Source organism: Streptomyces sp. XY431 (assembly GCF_001279805.1).
GTDB lineage: Bacteria > Actinomycetota > Actinomycetes > Streptomycetales > Streptomycetaceae > Kitasatospora > Kitasatospora purpeofusca.
In genome coordinates this window covers 1-20,632 of the sequence record NZ_LGDO01000037.1, presented here as the reverse complement: position 1 = coordinate 20,632, position 20,632 = coordinate 1, and the positions used below count along the sequence as shown (strand labels likewise).

The following is a 20,632-nucleotide window of genomic DNA, read 5'->3' as shown; positions in this document are numbered from 1 at the left end:
GGTGCTGCGGGAACCGTACGGGCTCCGGACCCGGCGTGTACAGCGGCCTGGTCCGGAGCCCGGGGGATTTCGCGGAACCGAAATGGAACCGGTATGCGGGGCGTGCCGGCGTCAGCTCTCCAGCTCGCCGAGGACCTTGCGCTGGACCTCGTCGAGCTCGGCGCAGCCGAGGGTGCCGAGGTCGAGCAGCTGGTCGAGCAGGGCGCGGTCGAAGGGGGCGCCTTCGGCGGTGCCCTGGACCTCGACGAAGCGGCCGTCGGAGGTGCAGACGATGTTCATGTCGGTCTCGGCGCGGACGTCCTCCTCGTAGCGGAGGTCGAGCATGGGGGTGCCGTCGATGATGCCGACGCTGACGGCGCTGACCCCGCCGGTGATCGGCTTGCCCTTGGCGCGGAGGAGCTTGCGCTCGCGGGCCCAGCCGACGGCGTCGACGAGGGCGACGTAGGCGCCGGTGATGGCGGCGGTGCGGGTGCCGCCGTCGGCCTGGAGGACGTCGCAGTCGAGGACGATGGTGTTCTCGGCGAGGGCGCGGTGGTCGACGACGGCGCGCAGCGAGCGGCCGATGAGGCGGCTGATCTCGTGGGTGCGGCCGCCGAGGCGGCCCTTGACGGATTCGCGGTCGCCGCGGGTGTTGGTGGCGCGCGGGAGCATGGAGTACTCGGCGGTGACCCAGCCTTCGCCGCTGCCCTTGCGCCAGCGGGGGACGCCCTCGGTGACGCTGGCGGTGCACAGCACCTTGGTGTCGCCGTAGGAGATGAGGACGGAGCCTTCGGCGTGCTTGCTCCAGCCCCGTTCGATGGTGACGGGGCGGAGCTGGTCGGGGGTGCGGCCGTCGATGCGTGACATAGGCACCGAGCGTAGTCGGTTGTGGGGGGCGTCCCGGCGTGCCTCGGCCCGCCGACCGGAGGGGTCGGCGGGCCGGGTGGCGCGGGGGCCGAGGTGGCACGGGGCCGGGGTGGCGCGGGCGCGGAGGCCGGGGCCGGGGTGGCGCGGGGCGCCGGATGGAGCGAGCCGGTGGGCTCAGCTCACATCATGTCCTCGATCTCGCCGGCGATCGGGTCGGCGTCGGTGCCGATGACGACCTGGATCGCGGTGCCCATCTTGACGACGCCGTGGGCGCCGGCGGCCTTCAGCGCGGCCTCGTCGACGAGGGAGGCGTCCTTGACCTCGGTGCGAAGGCGGGTGATGCAGCCCTCGACCTCTTCGATGTTGTCGATGCCGCCGAGACCGGCGACGATCTTCTCAGCCTTGCTGGCCATTGCTTTCTCCCTCTGTCTCGGCTCGTCGGCTGCTCTGCCGGGTGCCGTCCTGCGCGGTGACCTCGGTCGCGGGTGACGCGTGGTCAGTGGTCGGTCGTGCCGTGGCGTGCTGTCGGAGCAGCGCGACCAGCATGACGCGATCCGGACCGATATGTCACGTTAGTCCACTTTTGGCCCACTTCGACGCGCATACCCCTGGTCGGCACCCGAGGATGACGAGCAGCGGGGCCGGTTTCCCGGTGCGCGGACTGCGTCCCAAAGTGGTCTACACCAATATATGTGTACCCCGATGAACGCAGGAAGGGCCCCGGGTGTTCCCGGTCCCCGCCCGAGGTCCCGCCGGGGACCACCGGACGGCAACCGCACTCGGAGGGCGAAGGATGAGTTCGGCAGGCGCCGCGGCGTCGCAGAGCACGTGGTGGCACACCTTCTACGGCGGACTCCAGAAGATGGGCCGCTCGCTCCAGCTGCCGGTGGCGGTACTCCCGGCCGCCGGCATCCTCAACCGGCTCGGGCAGCCCGACGTCTTCGGCAAGGACGGCCTGGGCTGGGACAACGTCGCCAAGGTCTTCGCCGCGGCGGGCGGTGCGCTGCTGGACTCCTCGCTCGGTCTGCCGATGCTGTTCTGCGTCGGTGTCGCGATCGGCATGGCCAAGAAGGCCGACGGCTCGACCGCGCTCGCCGCGGTGGTCGGCTTCCTCGTCTTCTACCGGGTGCTGCACGCCTTCCCCGAGCACTGCCAGCCGCCGACGGTGCTGGTCAGCGACCAGTGCGTGGACTACACCTCGGCGAAGGCGGCCGCCGCGACGTACCAGAACCCCGGGGTGCTGGGCGGCATCCTGATCGGCCTGATGACGGCCTGGCTCTGGGTGCGCTTCCACCGCACCCGGCTGGTCGACTGGCTGGGCTTCTTCAACGGCCGCCGCCTGGTGCCGATGATCACCGCCCTGGTCGGGATGGTCCTGGCCTGCCTGGCGCTGTGGGTCTGGCCGCCGATCGGGCGGGCCCTGAACGACTTCAGCCAGACCCTGGCCGACCTGGGGTCGGTCGGCGCGGGCATCTTCGGCGTGGCCAACCGGGCCCTGCTGCTGATCGGCATGCACCAGCTGCTGAACACCTTCGTCTGGTTCCAGTTCGGCGAGTTCACCAAGCCGGACGGCACGATCGTGCACGGCGACATCCCGCGCTTCCTGGGCGGGGACCCGACGGCCGGCCAGTTCCAGTCCGGCTTCTTCCCGATCATGATGTTCGCGCTGCCGGCGTGCGCGCTGGCCATCGCGCACGCGGCCAAGCCGCACCGGCGCAAGGAGATCTACGGCCTGATGGTCTCGCTGGGCCTGACCTCCTTCGTGACCGGCGTCACCGAGCCGATCGAGTACTCCTTCGCCTACATCGCCCCGGTGCTGTACGCGGTGCACGCCCTGCTGACCGGCGTCTCGATGGCGGTCACCTGGGGGCTGGGGGTGCACGACGGCTTCAGCTTCTCGGCCGGTCTGATCGACTACGCGATCAACTGGAGCCTCGCCACCAAGCCCTGGCTGATCATCGTCATCGGCCTCTGCTTCGCCGCCGTGTACTACGCGCTCTTCCGCTTCATCATCGTGAAATTCGACCTGAAAACTCCGGGGCGGGAGGACGAGAGCGAGGTCGAGGACGTGACCAAGGCATAAACCGAGCGTCACCGCCGCCAATCCGAAAAGGCCCCCGGACCCTTGGTCCGGGGGCCTTCGGCATATCCGGCCCGAGCCGATGGTCCCGGTGCGGAACGCCGGACCGTCACCGGTGACGAGCCATCGGTGACCTGCCGGGGAGTCCCGGGGGCCGTCGGCTTTTTGTTGCGCAATTAGCCAAAATGCCAATCACGGCGGGTAATCAAGATCGTTGATCCGCAAGTAGGTTTCGATTTCATAGCGCTTCCCATCAGCACCGCTTTCGAGGGTTCCCCGCCCCCTCCACCCGTGCTACAAAACTGGTCTACACCACGTGTGGTGTAGACCAGTTCGCGGTTCGGCCCCCTGTGCCCTCCCCCCGACCGACCCGCCCTTGCCGTAAGGAATCCACCCCCATGAGTCAGTCTGCGCAGGCACCGGCGCCCGCCACGGCTCCGGCCACGCCCAGTCCCGCCAAGAAGTTCGGCCAGAACCTGCTCCAGGGCCTGCAGAAGATCGGCCGCAGCCTCCAGCTGCCCATCGCCGTCCTCCCCGCCGCCGGTCTGCTGATGCGACTGGGCCAGGACGACGTCTTCGGCAAGGACGGCCTCGGCTGGGACAAGGTCGCCGCGGTGTTCGCCGCCGCGGGCAACGGCGTCTTCGACAACCTGCCGCTGCTCTTCGCGGTCGGCATCGCCATCGGCTTCGCCAAGAAGGCCGACGGCTCGACCGCCCTGGCCGCCCTGGTCGGCTTCCTGGTCTACAAGAACGTGCTCACCGCGTTCCCGATCGCCGAGGGCCACATCGCCGACGGCAAGTGGGTCCCCGCCACCTACCAGAACCCCGGTGTGCTCGGCGGCATCGTGATCGGCCTGCTCAGCGCCGTGCTGTGGCAGAAGTACCACCGCACCAAGCTGGTCGACTGGCTCGGCTTCTTCAACGGCCGCCGCCTGGTCCCGATCATGATGGCCTTCGTCGGCACCGCCGTCGGTGTGTTCTTCGCCCTGACCTGGGGCCCCATCGGTGACGCGATCAAGAGCCTGAACGACACCCTCATCGGTGCGGGCGCCGTCGGCGCCGGCGCGTTCGGCCTGGTCAACCGCGGTCTGCTGCCGGTCGGCATGCACCAGTTCGTCAACTCCTACGCCTGGTTCCAGACCGGTGACTTCACCAAGCCCGACGGCACCGTCGTGCACGGCGACCTGACCCGCTTCTTCGCCGGCGACCCGACCGCCGGACAGTTCATGTCGGGCTTCTTCCCGATCATGATGTTCGCCCTCCCGGCCGCCGCCTTCGCGATCGCCCACACCGCCAAGCCGCACCGCCGCAAGGCCGTCACCGGCATGATGCTGTCGCTGGCCCTGACCTCCTTCGTGACCGGTGTCACCGAGCCGATCGAGTTCTCCTTCGTCTTCATCGCCCCGGTGCTGTACGTCATCCACGCGCTGCTGACCGCCGTCTCGATGGCCGTCACCTGGGCGCTCGGCGTGCACGACGGCTTCACCTTCTCCGGCGGTCTGATCGACTACGCACTCGCCTGGAGCAAGGCCACCGACCCGTGGATGATCATCCCGCTCGGCCTGGCGTTCGCCGCGCTGTACTACTTCCTCTTCCGCTTCGCGATCGTGAAGTTCGACCTCAAGACCCCCGGCCGCGAGGACGAGGACGAGATCGAGGACGTCACCAAGGCCTGACCGCCCGACGCCCGGAACCACCCGCACGCCGCTCACGGCCCCGCCCCGCCACCCGCTCCCCCGGGTGGCGGGGCGGGGCCGTTCCGCATGCCCGGGGCGGGCTTCCCACGTACCTGGGACCGGCTCCCCGGGTGTCCACCGAGGTGTCCACGGAGGTGGCCACCCGCTGGGACGACGGTTGACGAACCGGCGAGGGCGCTGGTCAACTGGGGCGGTGAACGCCTCCCACCCGCTGGTGACCCGCAGCCACATCGACTTCGGTCGCGTGTGGTCCGCGGCGTGTCGCGGCTGACCCGAGCGCTCCCCGCGCCGACGCCCGGCTGACCTCCCGCCGCGCCCGGCCGTTCCTCCCCTCCCCGCGCCCGCCCGTGCCCCGGGCGCGCGGCCCCGTGCCCGTCCGCACCGCCCGTCCCCGTACCCGCACCCGCCCCGGCCGCCCCACCGCGTCCGGGCCGCTGGCCACGGGTCGCGGGCCGGTCCGCGACCGCCGCACGCACCGCTTCCGTACGAGGAAAGTCAAGGCCACCCATGCCCCGCCAACTGCACCTTTCCGCCGCCCTCGACAGCCCCGGCCGGTTCGACGCCGCCCACTTCACCGACCTCGCCCGGCTCGCCGAACGGGCCGCCCTCGACTTCGTCACCCTCGACGACTCCTACACCCCCGAACCCGGCCGGCTCGACGCGCTGGCGACCTTCGCCCGGCTCGCCCCGGTCACCAGCGGCCTCGGACTGGTCCCGACCGTCACCACCACCCACACCGAGCCCTTCCACACCTCGATCGCGGTCAACACCCTGGACTGGGTCAGCGAGGGCCGGGCCGGCTGGCTGGTCGGGGTCTCCGACACCGAGGCCGAGGCCAGGGCCTTCGGCCGCCGGGGCACCGCCCCCGCCGAGAAGCTCTGGGCCGAGGCCGCCGACGCCGCCGACGCCGCCTCCCGGCTCTGGGACAGCTGGGAGGACGACGCGGAGATCCGCGACGCCGCCACCGGCCGCTTCGTCGACCGCGCCAAACTGCACCACATCGACTTCGAGGGCCCGTACTTCTCGGTCCGGGGGCCGTCCATCACCCCGCGCCCGCCGCAGGGCCGCCCGGTGATCGCGGTCACCGTCGCCGCCGCCGACCTCGCACCGGACGCCGGCCCCGGCGGCCGCGCCCGGGTCGCCACCGCCGCCCGCCACGCGGACGTCGTCCTGCTCGACGCCCCCGACCGGGCCACCCGGCTGACCGCCGCCACCGAGCTGCGGCTGCGCGGCGGCGAGGCGCTGCGGATCCTGGCCCGGATCCCGGTCGCGCTCACCACCGCCGCCGCGACCGCCGCCCTGCTCACCGAGGCCACCGAGGGCGGCGGCGGGGTCGACGGCTTCCACCTGGTGCCCGCCGATCCGGCCCGCGACCTCGCGGTGCTCGCCGACCACGTGGTGCCGGCCCTGCGCGAGCGCGGCCTGTTCCGCACCGGCTACACCGGCCGCACCCTGCGCGACCGGCTCGGGCTGGCCCGGCCCGCCAGCCGCTACGCGTCCGCCGCCACCAGCAGCGCCAGCAGCAGCACCACCACCGACATATCCGCCGCCGGAACGCCCGCCACCGCCGGTACGCCCACCCGCCCCGCCGCGACCGCCGAGGTGACCCGATGACGGACCGTCCGCTCAAGCAGATCCACCTCGCCGCGCACTTCCCCGGCGTCAACAACACCACGGTGTGGACCGATCCGGCCGCCGGCAGCCAGATCGCCTTCGAGTCCTTCCGCCACCTCGCCGCCACCGCCGAACGCGGCCGGTTCGACTTCCTCTTCCTCGCCGAGGGCCTGCGGCTGCGCGAGGTCAAGGGCCGGATCCACGACCTGGACGTGCTGGGCCGCCCCGAGTCGATCACCGTGCTGGCCGCGCTCGCCGCCGTCACCACCCGTCTGGGGCTGGCCGCGACCGTCAACGCCACCTTCAACGAGCCGTACGAACTGGCCCGCCGCTTCGCCTCGCTGGACCACCTCTCCGGCGGCCGCGCCGCCTGGAACGTGGTCACCTCCTCGGACGCCTTCACCGGTGAGAACTTCCGCCGCGGCGGCTACCTCGACCGCGCCGACCGCTACACCCGGGCCGCCGAATTCGTGCAGCTGGCCCGGGAGTTCTGGGACGCGGCGGGCACCGGCACGGTCCGCCACCAGGGTCCGCAGTTCGACGTCGAGGGCACCCTCTCGGTGCCCCGGCCACCGCAGGGCCACCCGGTGGTGATCCAGGCCGGGGACTCCGACGAGGGCCGCGAGTTCGCCGCCGCCACCGCCGACGTGGTCTTCAGCCGGCACTCCACCCTGGCCGCCGGACAGGCCTTCCACACCGACGTCAAGCGGCGGCTGGCCGCGTACGGGCGCAAGCCCGACGAGCTGAAGATCATGCCCGGGGTGACCTGGGTGCTGGGCGACACCGAGGAGGAGGCGGTCGAACGGGCCGCCGCGATCCGCCGCGCCCAGGTGAGCCCGGCCACCGCCATCGCCTACCTGGAACAGGTCTGGGGTGTCGACCTCTCCGGCCACGACGTGGACGGCCCGCTGCCGGACGTCGACCCGGTGCGCGGCTCCGGGCTGGTCCAGGGGCGGACCTCGCTCGGCGATCCGCTGGAGATCGCCGCCGAGTGGCGGGCGGTGGCCGCCGCGAAGGGGCTCAGCAGCCGCGAGCTGGTGATCGAGGTGACCGGCCGGCAGTCCTTCATCGGTACCCCGCGGAGCGTGGCCGAGCAGATCGACCGCCATGTGCAGAGCGACGCCGCGGACGGCTTCATCCTCGTCCCCCACCTCACCCCGGGCGGGCTGGACGAGTTCGTGGACCGGGTGGTGCCGCTGCTCCAGGAGCGCGGGGTGTTCCGCACCGAGTACACCGGGACGACCCTGCGCGAGCACCTCGGCCTGCCGGTCCCCGGCCGCCGCTGAGCCCGTCGCCGGGCCGCCGTCGGGGTCACCGTCGGGGGTCGCTGCCGGGGGTCGCTGCCGGGGCAGGTCCCCGGCGGCGGCCCGGCCGGGGCTCAGATCTCGTAGACCGCCCCGGCCCGGGCGATCTCGACCGGCCCGGGATAGGCGGCGGCCGCGTCCCGCCGGTTGAGCTCGGCGTCCGTCCACGGCGGGATGTGGGTGAGCACGAGCCGGCGGGCGCCGGCCGCGGTGGCGTGCTCGCCCGCCTCCCGGCCGTTGAGGTGCACGGCCCGGTAGGTGTCCCGGCCGTCCAGGTAGGCGGCCTCGCAGAGGAAGAGGTCGGCGTCCCGGGCGAGCTCGACGAGTTCGGCGCTCTCCCCGGTGTCGCCGGAGTAGACCAGGCTGCGGCCGCCGTGCTCGAGCCGGAAGGCGAAGGCGTCGACGGGGTGGTTGACCTGGGCGACGTCGATCCGGAAGGGACCGAGGTCGAAGCGGCCCGGGGTGAGGGTGCGGAACTCGAACACCTCCTTCATCCCCGGGTTCTCCGGCATGTCGTAGGCACGGGCCATCCGTTCGGCGGTGCCGGCCGGGCCGTAGACGGGCATCGGCTCGGGGCAGCCCTCGGCCCGGTAGTTGCGGGCGACCCAGTAGGCGCAGAGGTCGATGCAGTGGTCCGCGTGCAGATGGCTGAGCAGGATCGCGTCGACCTCGTAGATCGAGGCGTACTTCTGGAGGGCGCCGAGCGCGCCGTTGCCGAGGTCGAGCACGACCCGGTAGCCGTCGGCCTCCACGAGGTAGCTGGAGCACGGCGAGTCGGCCGACGGGAAGCTCCCCGAGCACCCCACCACGGTCAGTTTCATCCGAGCCCCTCCGCCCCGACACGTCCTGGCTGCCGCTGGTCATGACAGCGGGCCGGGAGTACCGGCCGGAGGCGCTGCCCTGCGCGTGTTGTCGAGAGTAAGGGCGGAGCGGCACTTTGCCCCCGTCTCCGTGCCGTGCTGTGGCTGGAATCACCAGAACGCCGGGGGGACGGGGGACGGACGGTGCGCCGGTGGTGCTCCGGCACCGGCCGGGGCGGCCCGGCGGCGGACGCTCAGCGGTGGCCGGGGCGGCGGCGGGCCCAGGCGCGGACGGTCTCGGGGTACCAGCGCGGGTGGCCGCCGCCGTCGACCAGGTCGGGTTCGGGGAGCAGGCCGTGCCGCCGGTAGTTGCGGACGGTCTCCGGCTGGACGTTGATGTGACGGGCGATCTCGACGTACGACCACAGGTCGGTACTGCGACTCACGGGCCACCTCCGCTGGTGCGTGGGGAGACGTTCGTGAGCAGCCTTTCCGCGCCGGGCGGCGGCCCCGCACCGGAACGGCCACCGTGGTCGTACCGTGACGAACCGGGAGCACGGTACGGACAAATCCCCGATCGTCACGACCGGGGCGGTGGAGGTTTCAGGCCCAGAGCTGGCCCTGCAGCGCCTCGACGGCGGCCTCGGTGGACTCGGCGGTGTAGATGCCGGTGGAGAGGTACTTCCAGCCACCGTCCGCGACCACGAACACGATGTCGGCGCGCTCGCCGGCCTGGGCGGCCTTGCGGCCGACGCCGATCGCCGCGTGCAGGATCGCGCCGGTGGACACCCCGGCGAAGATGCCCTCCTCCTGGAGGAGTTCGCGGGTGCGGCGGACGGCGTCGGCGGAGCCGACCGAGAAGCGGGTGGTCAGCACCTCGGCGTCGTACAGCTCGGGGACGAAGCCCTCGTCGAGGTTGCGCAGCCCGTAGACCAGGTCGTCGTAGCGCGGTTCGGCGGCGACGATCCGCACGCCGGGGACCTTCTCGCGCAGGAAGCGGCCGACGCCCATGAGGGTGCCGGTGGTGCCGAGTCCGGCCACGAAGTGGGTGACGGTGGGCAGGTCGGCGAGGATCTCGGGGCCGGTGGTGGCGTAGTGGGCGCCGGCGTTGTCGGGGTTGCCGTACTGGTAGAGCATGACCCAGTCGGGGTGCTCGGCGGCGATCTCCTTGGCGATCCGGACGGCGGTGTTGGAGCCGCCGGCGGCGGGCGAGGGGATGATCTCGGCGCCCCACATGCGGAGCAGTTCGCGCCGTTCCTCGCTGGTGTTCTCGGGCATGACGCAGACCATCCGGTAGCCCTTGAGCTTGGCCGCCATGGCGAGCGAGATGCCGGTGTTGCCGCTGGTGGGTTCGAGGATCGTGCAGCCGGGGGTGAGCCGGCCGTCGGCCTCGGCGCGCTCGATCATGTGCAGGGCCGGGCGGTCCTTGATGGAGCCGGTGGGGTTGCGGTCCTCCAGCTTCGCCCACAGGGTGACCGGGCCGTCGGTGTTGCCGGGGACCGCGGCGGACAGCCGGGGCAGGCGGACCAGCGGGGTGTTGCCGACGGCTTCGAGCGGGCTGTCGTAACGCAAGGGGTCCTCCGGCGGCGGCGGTGTGGTCGGGTCCGGTCGGGCGGTGCCCGCCCCGGCCCGGGCGGAGCGCCGGGCCGGGGCGGGCGGGGTGTCAGCGGGCGCCGCCGGCGACGGCGGGCAGGATGGTGACGCTGTCGCCGTCGGCGAGGGCGGTGGAGATGCCCTCCAGGAAGCGCACGTCCTCGTCGTTCAGGTAGACGTTGACGAAGCGGCGCAGTTCGCCGCCGTCCAGCAGGCGGCCGGCGATGCCCGGGTGGCGGGCGTCCAGGTCCTGGAAGAGTTCCCCGAGGTTGCTGCCGGTGCCCTCGACGGCCTTGGCGCCGTCGGTGTAGGTGCGGAGGATGGTCGGGATGCGGACCTCGATGGCCATGGGTGCGCTCCTGTGCGAGTCGTGAGGTGGGTGGGCCGCAGCGGGCGCGGCAGGGCGTGACGGCCCGGGGCGGTGGAATCCGCGGCGGGCCGGGACGGGCGGCTCAGCGCGAGCGCGCCGGCGTACCGGGACAGATCGCGCCGGCGTGCCGGCACAGGTCGATGTGCAGGCGCGCCACGAGGCGGGTGCCCGGGGCCTGGTTGCTCACATCGACGGAACGCATGGGCTCATCGTATAGATTCCCGGGCCCGCTCCTCCATGCCCGTCCCGGCATCCGGATGGTTTCGTCCCTCATGTCGAGACGGCCCGGGAACAGCAGTGGCCCGCCGACCACTCGCGGAGGTCGGCGGGCCTCGCCCAGGTGGGTGCGGGTCAGGCCTGGTGGGCCTCGACGACCTGGACGTCTTCCTCCGTGATCACACCGTCCACGATGCGGAACGAGCGGAACTCGTACGGGTCTTCGGTGCCGTTGCCCTCGGCGGTGGAGACCAGGACGTAGTGGGCGTTCGGCTCGGAGGCGTAGCTCACGTCGGTGCGCGAGGGGTAGGCCTCGGTGGCGGTGTGGGAGTGGTAGACGATCACGGGCTCCTCGTCCCGGTCGTCCATCTCACGGTAGAGCTTCAGCAGGTCGCCCGAGTCGAACTCGTAGAACGTGGGCGAGCGGGCGGCGTTGAGCATCGGGACGAACCGCTCGGGGCGGCCGCTGCCTTCCGGACCGGCGACCACACCGCAGGCCTCGTCCGGGTGGTCGGCGCGGGCGTGGGCGACGATCGCGTCGCGCAGTTCTCGGGTGATGGTCAGCATGGCGTCAGGATGCCACGCCCCGGCGGATCACCGCCGGGGCGTCCACGACGGCCGGGGGTGCCGTCTCAGTGCGTGTCGGCGCCGTTGCCGGCCGCGTGCAGGTGGTCGTGCGCGACCGCGTGCACCGCCTCGGGGCGGCGGCGCTTGAGCACCTGGTAGCCGGCCACGAGCAGGACCGCCCAGACCGGGAAGACGTACAGCGAGATCCGGTTGTCCTCGTCCAGGGCGATCAGGACGACCACGAGGACGAGGAAGGCGAGCGAGGCCCAGCTGCTCCAGAGGCCGCCGGGGGCCTTGAAGCTGGGCGGCGGCAGGTGGCCGCCCAGCCAGGCCTTCCGGTAGCGGATCTGGCAGATGAGGATCATCGCCCAGGTCCACAGGCCGCAGACGGTGGCGACCGAGGTGATGTACTCGAACGCGCGGGCCGGGACGAGGGCGTTGAGCACCACGCCGGCGCCCATCAGCAGGCAGGAGAGGGTGATCGCGACGGACGGCGTGCGGCGGGAGTTGAGCTTGGTCAGCCGTCCGGGGGCCTGGCCGCGCAGCGCGAGGTCGCGCAGCATCCGGCCGGTGGAGTACATGCCGGAGTTGCAGGAGGAGAGCGCGGCGGTGAGCACCACGAAGTTGATGATGCCGGCCGCGGCGGGGATGCCGATCTTGCCGAAGGCGGCGACGAACGGGCTGACGCCGGGCTGGAACTCGGTCCACGGCACCAGCGAGAGGATGATCACCAGGGCGCCGATGTAGAACAGCGCGATCCGCCAGGGCAGGGTGTTGATGGCGCGCGGGAGGGTCTTCTGCGGGTTCTCGCTCTCCCCGGCGGTGACGCCGACGAGTTCGACGCCCAGGTAGGCGAACATGACGATCTGCAGGGTCATCACGGTGGCGCCGATGCCCTTGGGGAAGAAGCCGCCGTTCTCCCACAGGTGGGTGATCGAGGCGGTGTCGCCGGCGTCGCTGAAGCCCAGGGTGAGGACGCCGATGCCGATCAGGATCATGCCGATGATGGCGGTGACCTTGACCATGGAGAACCAGAACTCGATCTCGCCGAAGAGCTTCACCGAGATCAGGTTGGCCCCGTAGAGGATCACCAGGAAGACCAGCGCGCTGAGCCACTGCGGGATGTCGGGCGCCCAGAAGCGGACGTAGACGGCCGCGGCGGTGGTCTCCGCCATGCCGGTGACCACCCAGAACAGCCAGTACGTCCAGCCGGTCACATAGCCGGCGAAGGGGCCGAGGAACTCCCGCGCGTACTCGGCGAAACTGCCGGAGACCGGGCGGTAGGTGAGGAGTTCGCCGAGTGCCCGCATGATCACGAAGATCACCACGCCGGCGACGGCGTAGGAGAGGATCAGGCTGGGGCCGGACTTGGAGATCGCGGTGCCGGCGCCGAGGAAGAGTCCGGTGCCGATCGCGCCGCCGATCGCGATCATCTGGATCTGGCGGCTGCCGAGCCCCCGCTCGTAGCCCTCCTCGTCCGGTTTCGCGTCGACGACCTCGTCGTAGAGCCGTTCGGCCATGGTGCACCGTCCTGGATGGGTTCTCGTGGTGGGACTCGTGGGGATGGGGAGCAGTCGTACCACGCCCGATCCGGACAGCGGTGTCCATCTGAGCGATATTTGAGCATGTCCCGATAGGGTTTCGCCCGTTTTGACCGGAAAAGCCCCGGCCGCCCGTCCAGCATGCGGACGGGCGGCCGGGGCCTGCTTTGAACCGGGGCGGCCGCTCCTGGGGCGCCCCGGCGGCTCAGCCGGCCATCGCCTCCAGCAGCGACTCCTGCAGCGCGCCGAGCCACAGGTAGGCCATCACCAGCGGCTTGCGGTCGTCGCTGTCCGGCAGCTCGTAGAGGCCCCGCTCGTCCTCGTCGGTGACGTCCAGGCGCACCCCGAGGGTCAGCCGCAGGTCGTTGAGCGCGCCCAGCCAGTGCCGGCACCCCACGGCGTCGAGCTCGACCGTCCCGTCCTCGCCGCCCAGGCCGTCCAGGGTGCGCACGGTGTACAGCGCGTCCTCCCGCTTGCGGGTCCGCAGGTCCGGCTCGGTGAAGCGGCGGAACTCCCCGGCCGCCTCCCGGGCCTCCGGGTCGGCCGGTCCGGCGGGATCCCCGTAGGCATCGGGGAAGAGCCGCGCCAGCGCCGGGTCCGCGGGCGCCTCGGTCGGCCCCTCCGCGAACAGCGCCGCCAGCGGGTCACCGCCGTCCCCGCCCGGGCCCGGCCCGATCAGCTCCAGCATCTGCACTTCCAGCGAGCGCAGGATGGAGGCCTCCAGCTCGTCCAGCGCGAGCACCGCGCCCCCGTCACCGGCACTCTCGAACAACCCAGCCATCGGTATCGGTCAGCCCGTCTTCGTCTTCGTCGCCGTCATCGTCGCCGTCGTCACCGCTGTCGCCCCAGCGGGCGCCGCGGCCTCAGTCGTGCTGCAGGGTGGCCCAGAGACCGTAGCCGTGCATCGCCTGCACGTCGCGCTCCATCTCCTCGCGCGAGCCGCTGGAGACCACGGACCGGCCCTTGGTGTGCACCTCCATCATGAGCTTCCTGGCCTTGTCCTTCGGATAGCCGAAGTAGGCCTGGAAGACGTACTGGACGTAGCTCATCAGGTTGACCGGGTCGTTGTGCACGATGGTGACCCAGGGGGTGTCCGGTTCCGCCACCGGTACGCCCTCGACCTCCGGGCGCTCGATCTCCACGGGCGCGACACTCACCGCGGGGTCCCTCCTGTCGCCTGGCTCTCCAGGTGGCTCCCACCTGGCCGTCACGTGGTTTGCACGTGCCCCTTCAGCCCCATGCTGCCATCCGGGGGACCTCGGGGCGATTCCGCCCCCGGCCCCACGACCCGGTCCCGGCCCGCCCGCGGACCGCCCCCGGCCCGCCCGCGAGAGGCCCGCGAGAGGCCCGCCGACGCGCCCGCCGACGATCCGCCACGAGAAATCGTCACTCTGACGCTAAGGGGTAGTAGCATCATCCTCATGGACGCCACTTCCGTGACTGCGGCCGGCTCGACCGCGCTGCTCACCGACCGCTACGAGCTCACCATGCTCCAGGCCGCCCTGCGCAGCGGGGCGGCGCACCGCCGCTCCGTCTTCGAGGTGTTCACCCGCAGGCTGCCCGCGGGCCGGCGCTACGGCGTGGTCGCCGGCACCGGCCGGGTCCTGGACGCCGTGGAGAGCTTCCGCTTCACCTCCGCCCAGCTCGACTGGCTCGCCGGCGAGCGGATCGTCGACGAGGAGACCCTGCGCTACCTCGCCGACTACCGGTTCACCGGCGACATCCACGGCTACCCCGAGGGCGAGGTCTACTTCCCCGGCTCCCCGCTGCTCACCGTCGAGGGCAGCTTCGCCGAGGCGGTGATCCTGGAGACGGTGATCCTCTCGATCCTCAACCACGATTCGGCGATCGCCGCCGCCGCCTCCCGGATGACCTCCGCGGCCGGCGGGCGCCCGGTGATCGAGATGGGCGCCCGGCGCGCGCACGAGCGGGCCGCCGTCACCGCCGCCCGCGCCGCCTACGTGGCCGGCTTCACCGCCACCTCCGACCTGGAGGCCGGCTTCACCTACGGCATCCCGACCACCGGGACCGCGGCGCACGCCTTCACCCTCGTCCACGACAGCGAGCGGGACGCCTTCCGGGCGCAGATCGACTCGATGGGCCGGGGCACCACCCTGCTGGTCGACACCTACGACCTGCGGGAGGCCGTGCGCACGGCCGTCGAGGTGGCCGGCCCCGAGCTGGGCGCCGTGCGGATCGACTCCGGCGACCTCACGCTGCTCGCCCACCGGGTCCGCCGCCAGCTGGACGAGCTCGGCGCCACCGGCACCCGGATCATCGTCACCTCCGACCTCGACGAGTACGCGATCGCCGCGCTCGCCGCCGCCCCGGTGGACGGCTACGGCGTCGGCACCAGCCTGGTCACCGGCAGCGGGCACCCGACCTGCGCGATGGTCTACAAGCTGGTCGCCCGGGCGGCCGGTCCGGACGGGCCGCTGGTCCCGGTCGCCAAGCGCTCGGCCGGCGGCAAGACCAGTGTCGGCGGGCGCAAGTGGGCCGCCCGGCGGCCGGACGCGGACGGCGTCGCCGACGCCGAGGTGGTCGGCACCGGACCGGTCCCGGCCGAGCTGGCCCCGCACCTGGTGCAGGTGCCGCTGGTCAAGGCCGGCGAGGTGGTCGGCCGGGAGCCGCTGGAGGCCGCGCGCGAGCGGCACGTCCGGGCCCGGGCGGCGCTGCCGCTGTCGGCGACCCAGCTCTCCAAGGGCGATCCGGTGCTGGCGACCGAGCTGCAGGTGTGACGCCGGGGTCGGCGGGGCGGGGCGGGTCCGGGCGGCGCCGGTCGGCGCGACGGTTCGTCCACAGGCCGACGGGCCGGGCCCTCCCCGGGCCTTCCGCCCCCGGATGCCACTGCCTACAGTCGACCGTAGAGTTCCCCTCACACAGGGCCTGAGGTCCCCTCACGCCCCCTCCCCACGTCCTCCGCAGGACCCCACCGGACCGAGGAATACCAGCCATGCACCGGGCACTGATCGTCGTCGACGTGCAGAACGACTTCTGCGAGGGCGGCAGCCTGGCCGTCGCGGGCGGGGCCGAGGTGGCCGCCGCGATCACCGACCTCATCGCCGAGTCCGCCCCCGGCTACCGGCACATCCTCGCCACCCGGGACAACCACATCGACCCGGGCGACCACTTCTCCGACGAGCCCGACTTCGTGCACAGCTGGCCGGTGCACTGCGTCGCGGGTACCGAAGGGGTCGGCTTCCACCCGAACTTCGCGCCCTCCGTCACCTCCGGCGCGATCGAGGCGGTCTTCGACAAGGGCGCCTACGCCGCGGCCTACAGCGGCTTCGAGGGCGTGGACGAGAACGGCCGGGGGCCCACGGAGTGGCTGCGCGAGCGGCAGGTCACCGAGGTGGACGTGGTCGGGATCGCCACCGACCACTGCGTCAAGGCGACCGCACTGGACGCGGCGCGGGCCGGGTTCCGCACCCGGGTCCTGCTCGACCTCACCGCCGGGGTGGCCGCGCCGACCACCGCCGCCGCGCTGGACGAGCTGCGGGCGGCCGGGGTGGAGCTGGTCGGCACCCCGATGGTCGGGGGCTGAGCCGGGCCCCGTCCCGACTGTTCGGACCTTCCGGCGGCCGCTCCGGGCTCCCGGGCGCTCACCGCTCGGTGACCAGCAGTTCCACCACGTCGGTGCCGCCCAGCCGGAAGGCCTCCCGCAGTTCGGCGCCGACCGCGTCCGCGTCCCCGGCCAGCCGCGCGCCGGAGACGTACACCACCCGGACCCCGAGGTACTCCATCCGGTGCTGCCCGCCGCGCACCCAGGCCGCCTCGCCCTCGCTGACGCAGCGCAGCTCCGAGTCGACCTCGACCGCGACACCCGCCTGCGGCCAGTAGAGGTCCGGCACGGCGACGTAGGTGCCGCCGCGCATCCGCAGCTCCGGGGAGGTCAGCGGCACCGGCAGCAGCCACTCGTCCACCAGCTCGCCGACCCGGTCCAGCACCCGGTCCCGGTCGGCGGCCAGCAGGCCGTCCAGCACGGCCCGCACCCGGGGGTCGGCGGTCAGCCCGGACTCGGCCAGCTCGGCGGCCAACTCCCCCACCGGACAGTGGAGCTCGGGCCGGCGGACGGCCTCGGAGAGCACCTCCCGGACCGGCGCGGGCGCGAACACCCCGGCGCCGGCGCCGGCCGCCCACTCGGCGGAGGTCCACTCGCGCAGCGCGTCGGCCACCGCCCTGGCGACCGGCGCACAGGCCAGGCCGTGCACCGAGCGTGCCACCAACTCCCGCTCGGTGCGCCGGATCCGCACCTCCCCGGCGTCCTTCAGCCGGCGCTGGCGCGGCACCAGCACGTCCACCCCGGTGACCGCCGGCAGCCGGGGCACCGCGGCGAAGCCGTACAGCGCGAGCGCGGCGGCGCCGGTGATCACCGCCCCCTCCCGGCTCCCCTCCTCCCGGCCGTTCTGCGCCGCGTACAGCAGCGCGGCCCACATCCGCTGCTCCGGCGAGGGCTCGCCGGACTGCATCAGATAGACCCGGGGGAGCAGCCGCTGCCAGGGCCCGCCGCGGCGGCAGTGCTCGCTGACGACCCGGGACGGCACGCCCCTGGCGCGCAGCTGACCGGCGGTGAGGACGTTCTGCTGACGGCGCGCCAGCTCCTCCAGGGAGGGCGGCGGCGTGGGAATCCGGTAGCTCATGCCGACACCATCCCCAACGCTCCGGGGCCTTTCCCGGCCGCCTGACGCACTGTTACCCAACCGTCGCGAAACCGGGACCAGTCCGCACTAAAGTCCTCATACCCTCACCCATTCGGAGGAATGGGTGATCATCGTCTTGTCATACTCGATTACTCTCGATCGACCACCTGGCCGTCTGACCGTGCGTGACCAAGCACATACGGCAAAGTCACCTCCGGGCGTCACTCCAGCCCGCCGGATTGCCTACCCTTAGTACATGTCACGTGACGAGACCGCCGGCCTCCGCGCGGCCCAGCTCCGCCTCGGACGCCTGCCCGGATACGTCCGCCGGCCGGACCCGGCCCGCCGCAGCGGCGCACAGGGCCATACTTACAAGAAGGGTTGGGAGGTCCGCTTCACCGCGCGCAGCGAAGCGGAGATAGCCGAGATCCGCGACCTCGTGGTCGCCGCCGGATTCGCGCCCGCCCGCCCCTTCTTCAAGGGCCACCAACTGATCCAGCCCGTCTACGGGATGGCAGCCGTCCAGGCCTATCTGGCGGCTAGACAGGCGGCCGAGGAACAAGCGGCGCGCACCGCCCCCGGGCGGGTCCGAGGGGCCTCCGGGGCGGCCCGCCTGCGAACGGCCACCAGGGCCGCGCACGAGGCCGCCGAGGGCACCGCGCACGAGCTGCGCGAGCTCCGGGAGGACCCTGGCCGCGAAGCCGCGGAGCATCCCGCCCCGGGGCCCGCCGCCCGGGACGGCGCGGCCGCGGACCGTACGACGCCGGACCATGCAACGCCGGACCGTACGGCCGCGGGCCGCAGTGCCCCGGACGGCGCCCCGGCGGGACGCGGGACCGCGGACCACGGCACGGCCGACCTCCGCCCCGAGGACCTCCGGGGCCGGGAGCACGAACGGGAACGGCTGGCCGTGGCCGAGGAAGTGGCCCGCACCGCAGGGGCCGCGGCTGCGGCGGCCGCGCGGCGCGCCCGCCGCCGGGCCACCGACACCTTCCCCGCCCAACTCGCCCGGGGCACCGCACCGGACGACCTGACCGCTCCGACGAAGACCCGCAACACAACCTGACAGTTCGTCAACTCTCTGCTCGTACACGGCGATCCGCCGACGAAGGGCCGGGCACGCGGGATGCGTGCGACGGGGCCGGCCCACCGCCCCACCCCGTCCGGAACCGCGCCGCCAGGCCGCTGCCCGCGTCATCGTCGCAGCCCGGCCCGGCCCACCCAGCGCGCGAGCGGTGGTGCGCCCGGTGGTGCGGGCGCGGCTTCGCGCCGCAGGCGTGGACGGGAACCGCCGAACCGCTTACGGTGGCACATCACACCCCCCGCGGTGGCGCACCGACCGATCCGCCACCACCGCCGTGCCACCCCGCTGACCGGCCACGAAGCACCGCACCCCAGCCTCTGACACCACTGCGCAGCACTCCACGCCCCTCCGCCACCGCCGCACCGCACGCCGGACCCCACCCGGCCACCGCCGGAACCGGCCGCACGGCGACTCCTTCCGGGCATTCCATCCGATTGGTAACCCAGCGCACCGAGCGCCTACCGTAGAGTGAGCACAGATGATCGACCGTCAGATGCCCATCTCACTTGCCGAGAAGCCGAGATGACCCAACGCCACGACAGCACCGCCGAGCCACCCCCGGGGCCCGGCGAACCACCCGCCGTACCGCTGGAGTTCGCGGCCTTCTGCGAACTGCACCGGCCGCGGTACCTCAGCTACGCCCGGGTCTGGCTGCCCGACCCGGACCGGGCGACCGGCGCCGTCCAGCAGGCCTTCGCCGAAATCGCCGTCGAGTGGCGCGAATTACTGGGGAGCTCGAATCCCACCGCGCACGCCTGGCAGATCCTGCGCGCCACCGTCGACGAGCACACCCGGCAGAGCGGCCTGCCCGCCGCCCGCCCCGCCGCCCAGGACCGTCCCGGCCACGCCGCCGACGACGATCTCGCGATCCTGCACTACGTCGTCGGTCTCGCTGCGCCCGAGATCGCCGACGTCATCGGCACCGACACCGCCAGCGTGGCCGGCCGGCTCCGCCGCACCATGCTGCGTGAGGCCTCCGGCTGGTGAGCCGCCGCCGGGCCCGCCCCGGACCGACCCGGACCGCACGGGCGCACCCAGGCCCGCTCGGGACCGCCCACGGGCCCCGGTGCTCAGACCCGCTCGCCCGTCACGTCGTACAGGTGGTGGACCGGGTCGTGGATCAGGTACCGGGCGAACGACTCCACCGTGAACCGCGCCCCGTCGGAGCGGTTGCCGGTCCGCGCCCACCGCGTGCCCGCCACCCCCTCGAACGCCGCCGCCAGCGCCTCCGCGGCCTCCGCCAGCTCCACCGCCACCGCGGCCGGCCGCTGCTCGCCGTAGCGCTCGGCGACCGCCGTCGCGTCCTGGTCCCAGTTGGCGAACAGCGGGTCGTCCTGGTCCAGCATCAGGTCCAGCCGGACGCGGAACAGCCGGAAGACATCGCGGACGTGACACGCGTATTCGAGGTCCGACCAGATCTCCGGACGCGGACGACGGCGCAGCGCCGCCGGGTCGCCGCCCAGCACCGCCGTCCAGCCGGCCGCGTTCGCCCGGACCATCCCGGCCACGTCCTCCCGCACCACCGCGCCGGCGTCCAGCCCGCAGTCGGCGCAGGGCTGCTCCAGCACCCAGGTCCAGTCCTTGGTGTCGGGGACGATCGCGTCGGCGGCGGCGTCCGCGGTGACGGCGGCTGCCGCGTCCGCGGTGACGGCGGGCTCGGGCGAGGTGTGCTCGGAATCGGTCATGCGCCCAGGATGGCCGCGCCCCGACCGCCCCCACCAGCGGCGTCAGCGCCAGCGGTCACCGAAATCCTGCCAGCCCTACCGCTCCGCGAGCTCGAAGGCCTGCCGCGCGGCGAGCAGTTCCGCCAGATTCGCCCGGCTCCACTCGCACACCGCGTCCATCGGCCCCAGCAGCGTCCGCCCGAGCGGCGTCAGCGCGTACTCGACCCGCGGCGGGTTCTCCGCGAACTCCGTCCGCTCCAGCACGCCGTCCTGCTCCATCGACCGCAGCGACTCGGTCAGCACCTTCGCCGTGATCCCCACCAGCGGCACCCGGAGCTCCGAGAACCGGCGCGGGCCGCCCTCCAGACAGCGCAGGATCCGCCAGGCCCACTTCTTCCCGCCCAGCACCGGAACCGTCGGCACGGGGCAGTCCGGGTCGAAGAGGTCCGGTGGCAGCGGCGCGGGCACGGTCCGAGTCATCCCCCGACCGTAACCGAACAGAGGTCCCCGCCGGTACCGTTGAAGTAACCGGCACCCCCCGGTCTACCGTCACCGCGACGGCGGACGGCCCCCTGGCCCCCGCCCCGACCCACCGACGGAGACCGCCATGAACCGC

General features: G+C 72.9%; 22 protein-coding genes. 8 read left to right on the top strand and 14 right to left on the bottom strand.

All coding sequences use genetic code 11. The features are described from left to right. Positions 1 to 111: 111 nt before the first annotated feature. Both rph and ADK60_RS06375 read right to left on the bottom strand, forming a co-directional pair. A complete protein-coding gene (rph, locus tag ADK60_RS06380) occupies positions 112 to 846 on the bottom strand; it encodes a ribonuclease PH (protein ID WP_030394224.1) in 735 nt (244 codons plus the stop codon). Positions 847 to 1,025: 179 nt separating this feature from the next. Continuing rightward, on the bottom strand, positions 1,026 to 1,259 hold the full coding sequence (locus ADK60_RS06375) for a PTS sugar transporter subunit IIB (RefSeq protein WP_045938653.1): 234 nt from the start codon (positions 1,257 to 1,259) through the stop codon (positions 1,026 to 1,028). A 380-nt stretch (positions 1,260 to 1,639) separates the two neighbouring features. On the opposite strand from ADK60_RS06375, the gene ADK60_RS06370 reads away from it, so the two are divergent. The 4 genes from ADK60_RS06370 to ADK60_RS06355 all read left to right on the top strand — a co-directional run bounded on the left by ADK60_RS06370 (position 1,640) and on the right by ADK60_RS06355 (position 7,523). Then, on the top strand, positions 1,640 to 2,929 hold the full coding sequence (locus tag ADK60_RS06370) for a PTS transporter subunit EIIC (RefSeq protein WP_053643948.1): 1,290 nt from the start codon (positions 1,640 to 1,642) through the stop codon (positions 2,927 to 2,929). A gap of 395 nt (positions 2,930 to 3,324) precedes the next feature. Next, a complete protein-coding gene (locus ADK60_RS06365) occupies positions 3,325 to 4,602 on the top strand; it encodes a PTS transporter subunit EIIC (protein ID WP_045938655.1) in 1,278 nt (425 codons plus the stop codon). Between the two features lie 528 nt (positions 4,603 to 5,130). Beyond that, on the top strand, positions 5,131 to 6,237 hold the full coding sequence (locus ADK60_RS06360) for an LLM class flavin-dependent oxidoreductase (RefSeq protein WP_063783063.1): 1,107 nt from the start codon (positions 5,131 to 5,133) through the stop codon (positions 6,235 to 6,237). After that, the gene (locus tag ADK60_RS06355) at positions 6,234 to 7,523 is read left to right on the top strand and encodes an NtaA/DmoA family FMN-dependent monooxygenase (protein WP_053643947.1); all 1,290 of its coding nucleotides are present in this window, start codon (positions 6,234 to 6,236) and stop codon (positions 7,521 to 7,523) included. Before ADK60_RS06360 ends, ADK60_RS06355 begins: the two co-directional genes overlap by 4 nt. Positions 7,524 to 7,615: 92 nt before the next feature. Here the strand turns inward: ADK60_RS06355 and ADK60_RS06350 are convergent, their stop codons facing one another. The 9 genes from ADK60_RS06350 to clpS all read right to left on the bottom strand — a co-directional run bounded on the left by ADK60_RS06350 (position 7,616) and on the right by clpS (position 13,785). Continuing rightward, the gene (locus ADK60_RS06350; protein WP_045938657.1) at positions 7,616 to 8,362 is read right to left on the bottom strand and encodes an MBL fold metallo-hydrolase; all 747 of its coding nucleotides are present in this window, start codon (positions 8,360 to 8,362) and stop codon (positions 7,616 to 7,618) included. Between the two features lie 233 nt (positions 8,363 to 8,595). After that, complete coding sequence (locus tag ADK60_RS06345) at positions 8,596 to 8,787, bottom strand: MerR family transcriptional regulator (protein WP_045938658.1); 192 nt, start codon at positions 8,785 to 8,787, stop codon at positions 8,596 to 8,598. A gap of 157 nt (positions 8,788 to 8,944) precedes the next feature. Then, positions 8,945 to 9,913, bottom strand: coding sequence for a PLP-dependent cysteine synthase family protein (locus tag ADK60_RS06340; protein WP_045938659.1), 969 nt, complete (start codon positions 9,911 to 9,913; stop codon positions 8,945 to 8,947). Positions 9,914 to 10,004: 91 nt separating this feature from the next. Then, a complete protein-coding gene (locus ADK60_RS06335; RefSeq protein ID WP_045938660.1) occupies positions 10,005 to 10,283 on the bottom strand; it encodes a MoaD/ThiS family protein in 279 nt (92 codons plus the stop codon). Between the two features lie 103 nt (positions 10,284 to 10,386). Next, positions 10,387 to 10,506, bottom strand: coding sequence for a putative leader peptide (locus ADK60_RS47995; RefSeq protein WP_317621128.1), 120 nt, complete (start codon positions 10,504 to 10,506; stop codon positions 10,387 to 10,389). 149 nt (positions 10,507 to 10,655) lie between these two features. Next, complete coding sequence (locus ADK60_RS06325) at positions 10,656 to 11,087, bottom strand: M67 family metallopeptidase (RefSeq protein ID WP_045938662.1); 432 nt, start codon at positions 11,085 to 11,087, stop codon at positions 10,656 to 10,658. Positions 11,088 to 11,152: 65 nt separating this feature from the next. Continuing rightward, a complete protein-coding gene (locus ADK60_RS06320) occupies positions 11,153 to 12,607 on the bottom strand; it encodes an amino acid permease (RefSeq protein WP_053643942.1) in 1,455 nt (484 codons plus the stop codon). Positions 12,608 to 12,833: 226 nt separating this feature from the next. After that, positions 12,834 to 13,409 carry a DUF2017 domain-containing protein gene (locus ADK60_RS06315; protein WP_053643940.1) on the bottom strand — a complete coding sequence of 192 codons (576 nt, stop codon included), beginning with the start codon at positions 13,407 to 13,409 and terminating at the stop codon, positions 12,834 to 12,836. Positions 13,410 to 13,491: 82 nt separating this feature from the next. After that, complete coding sequence (gene clpS, locus ADK60_RS06310) at positions 13,492 to 13,785, bottom strand: ATP-dependent Clp protease adapter ClpS (protein ID WP_030394235.1); 294 nt, start codon at positions 13,783 to 13,785, stop codon at positions 13,492 to 13,494. 264 nt (positions 13,786 to 14,049) lie between these two features. Here clpS and ADK60_RS06305 point away from each other — a divergent pair, with 264 nt between their 5' ends. Both ADK60_RS06305 and ADK60_RS06300 read left to right on the top strand, forming a co-directional pair. Continuing rightward, entirely contained in the window at positions 14,050 to 15,366 is a 1,317-nt protein-coding gene (locus ADK60_RS06305) for a nicotinate phosphoribosyltransferase (protein ID WP_045938665.1), read from the top strand. 215 nt (positions 15,367 to 15,581) lie between these two features. Further along, complete coding sequence (locus ADK60_RS06300; RefSeq protein WP_053643938.1) at positions 15,582 to 16,172, top strand: isochorismatase family protein; 591 nt, start codon at positions 15,582 to 15,584, stop codon at positions 16,170 to 16,172. Between the two features lie 58 nt (positions 16,173 to 16,230). On the opposite strand, the gene ADK60_RS06295 is transcribed toward ADK60_RS06300, so the two are convergent. Next, on the bottom strand, positions 16,231 to 17,268 hold the full coding sequence (locus tag ADK60_RS06295) for a hypothetical protein (RefSeq protein WP_052708871.1): 1,038 nt from the start codon (positions 17,266 to 17,268) through the stop codon (positions 16,231 to 16,233). A gap of 256 nt (positions 17,269 to 17,524) precedes the next feature. On the opposite strand from ADK60_RS06295, the gene ADK60_RS06290 reads away from it, so the two are divergent. Together ADK60_RS06290 and ADK60_RS06285 are read left to right on the top strand one after the other, a co-directional pair. Further along, on the top strand, positions 17,525 to 18,334 hold the full coding sequence (locus ADK60_RS06290) for a hypothetical protein (RefSeq protein WP_053643936.1): 810 nt from the start codon (positions 17,525 to 17,527) through the stop codon (positions 18,332 to 18,334). 540 nt (positions 18,335 to 18,874) lie between these two features. Then, on the top strand, positions 18,875 to 19,339 hold the full coding sequence (locus tag ADK60_RS06285; RefSeq protein ID WP_052708872.1) for an RNA polymerase sigma factor: 465 nt from the start codon (positions 18,875 to 18,877) through the stop codon (positions 19,337 to 19,339). A gap of 83 nt (positions 19,340 to 19,422) precedes the next feature. On the opposite strand, the gene ADK60_RS06280 is transcribed toward ADK60_RS06285, so the two are convergent. Together ADK60_RS06280 and ADK60_RS06275 are read right to left on the bottom strand one after the other, a co-directional pair. Beyond that, positions 19,423 to 20,037 (bottom strand): DinB family protein, encoded by a 615-nt coding sequence (locus ADK60_RS06280; RefSeq protein WP_234370967.1) that lies wholly within the window; start codon positions 20,035 to 20,037, stop codon positions 19,423 to 19,425. A 75-nt stretch (positions 20,038 to 20,112) separates the two neighbouring features. Beyond that, the gene (locus tag ADK60_RS06275) at positions 20,113 to 20,496 is read right to left on the bottom strand and encodes a winged helix-turn-helix transcriptional regulator (protein ID WP_053643934.1); all 384 of its coding nucleotides are present in this window, start codon (positions 20,494 to 20,496) and stop codon (positions 20,113 to 20,115) included. Positions 20,497 to 20,632: the final 136 nt, after the last annotated feature.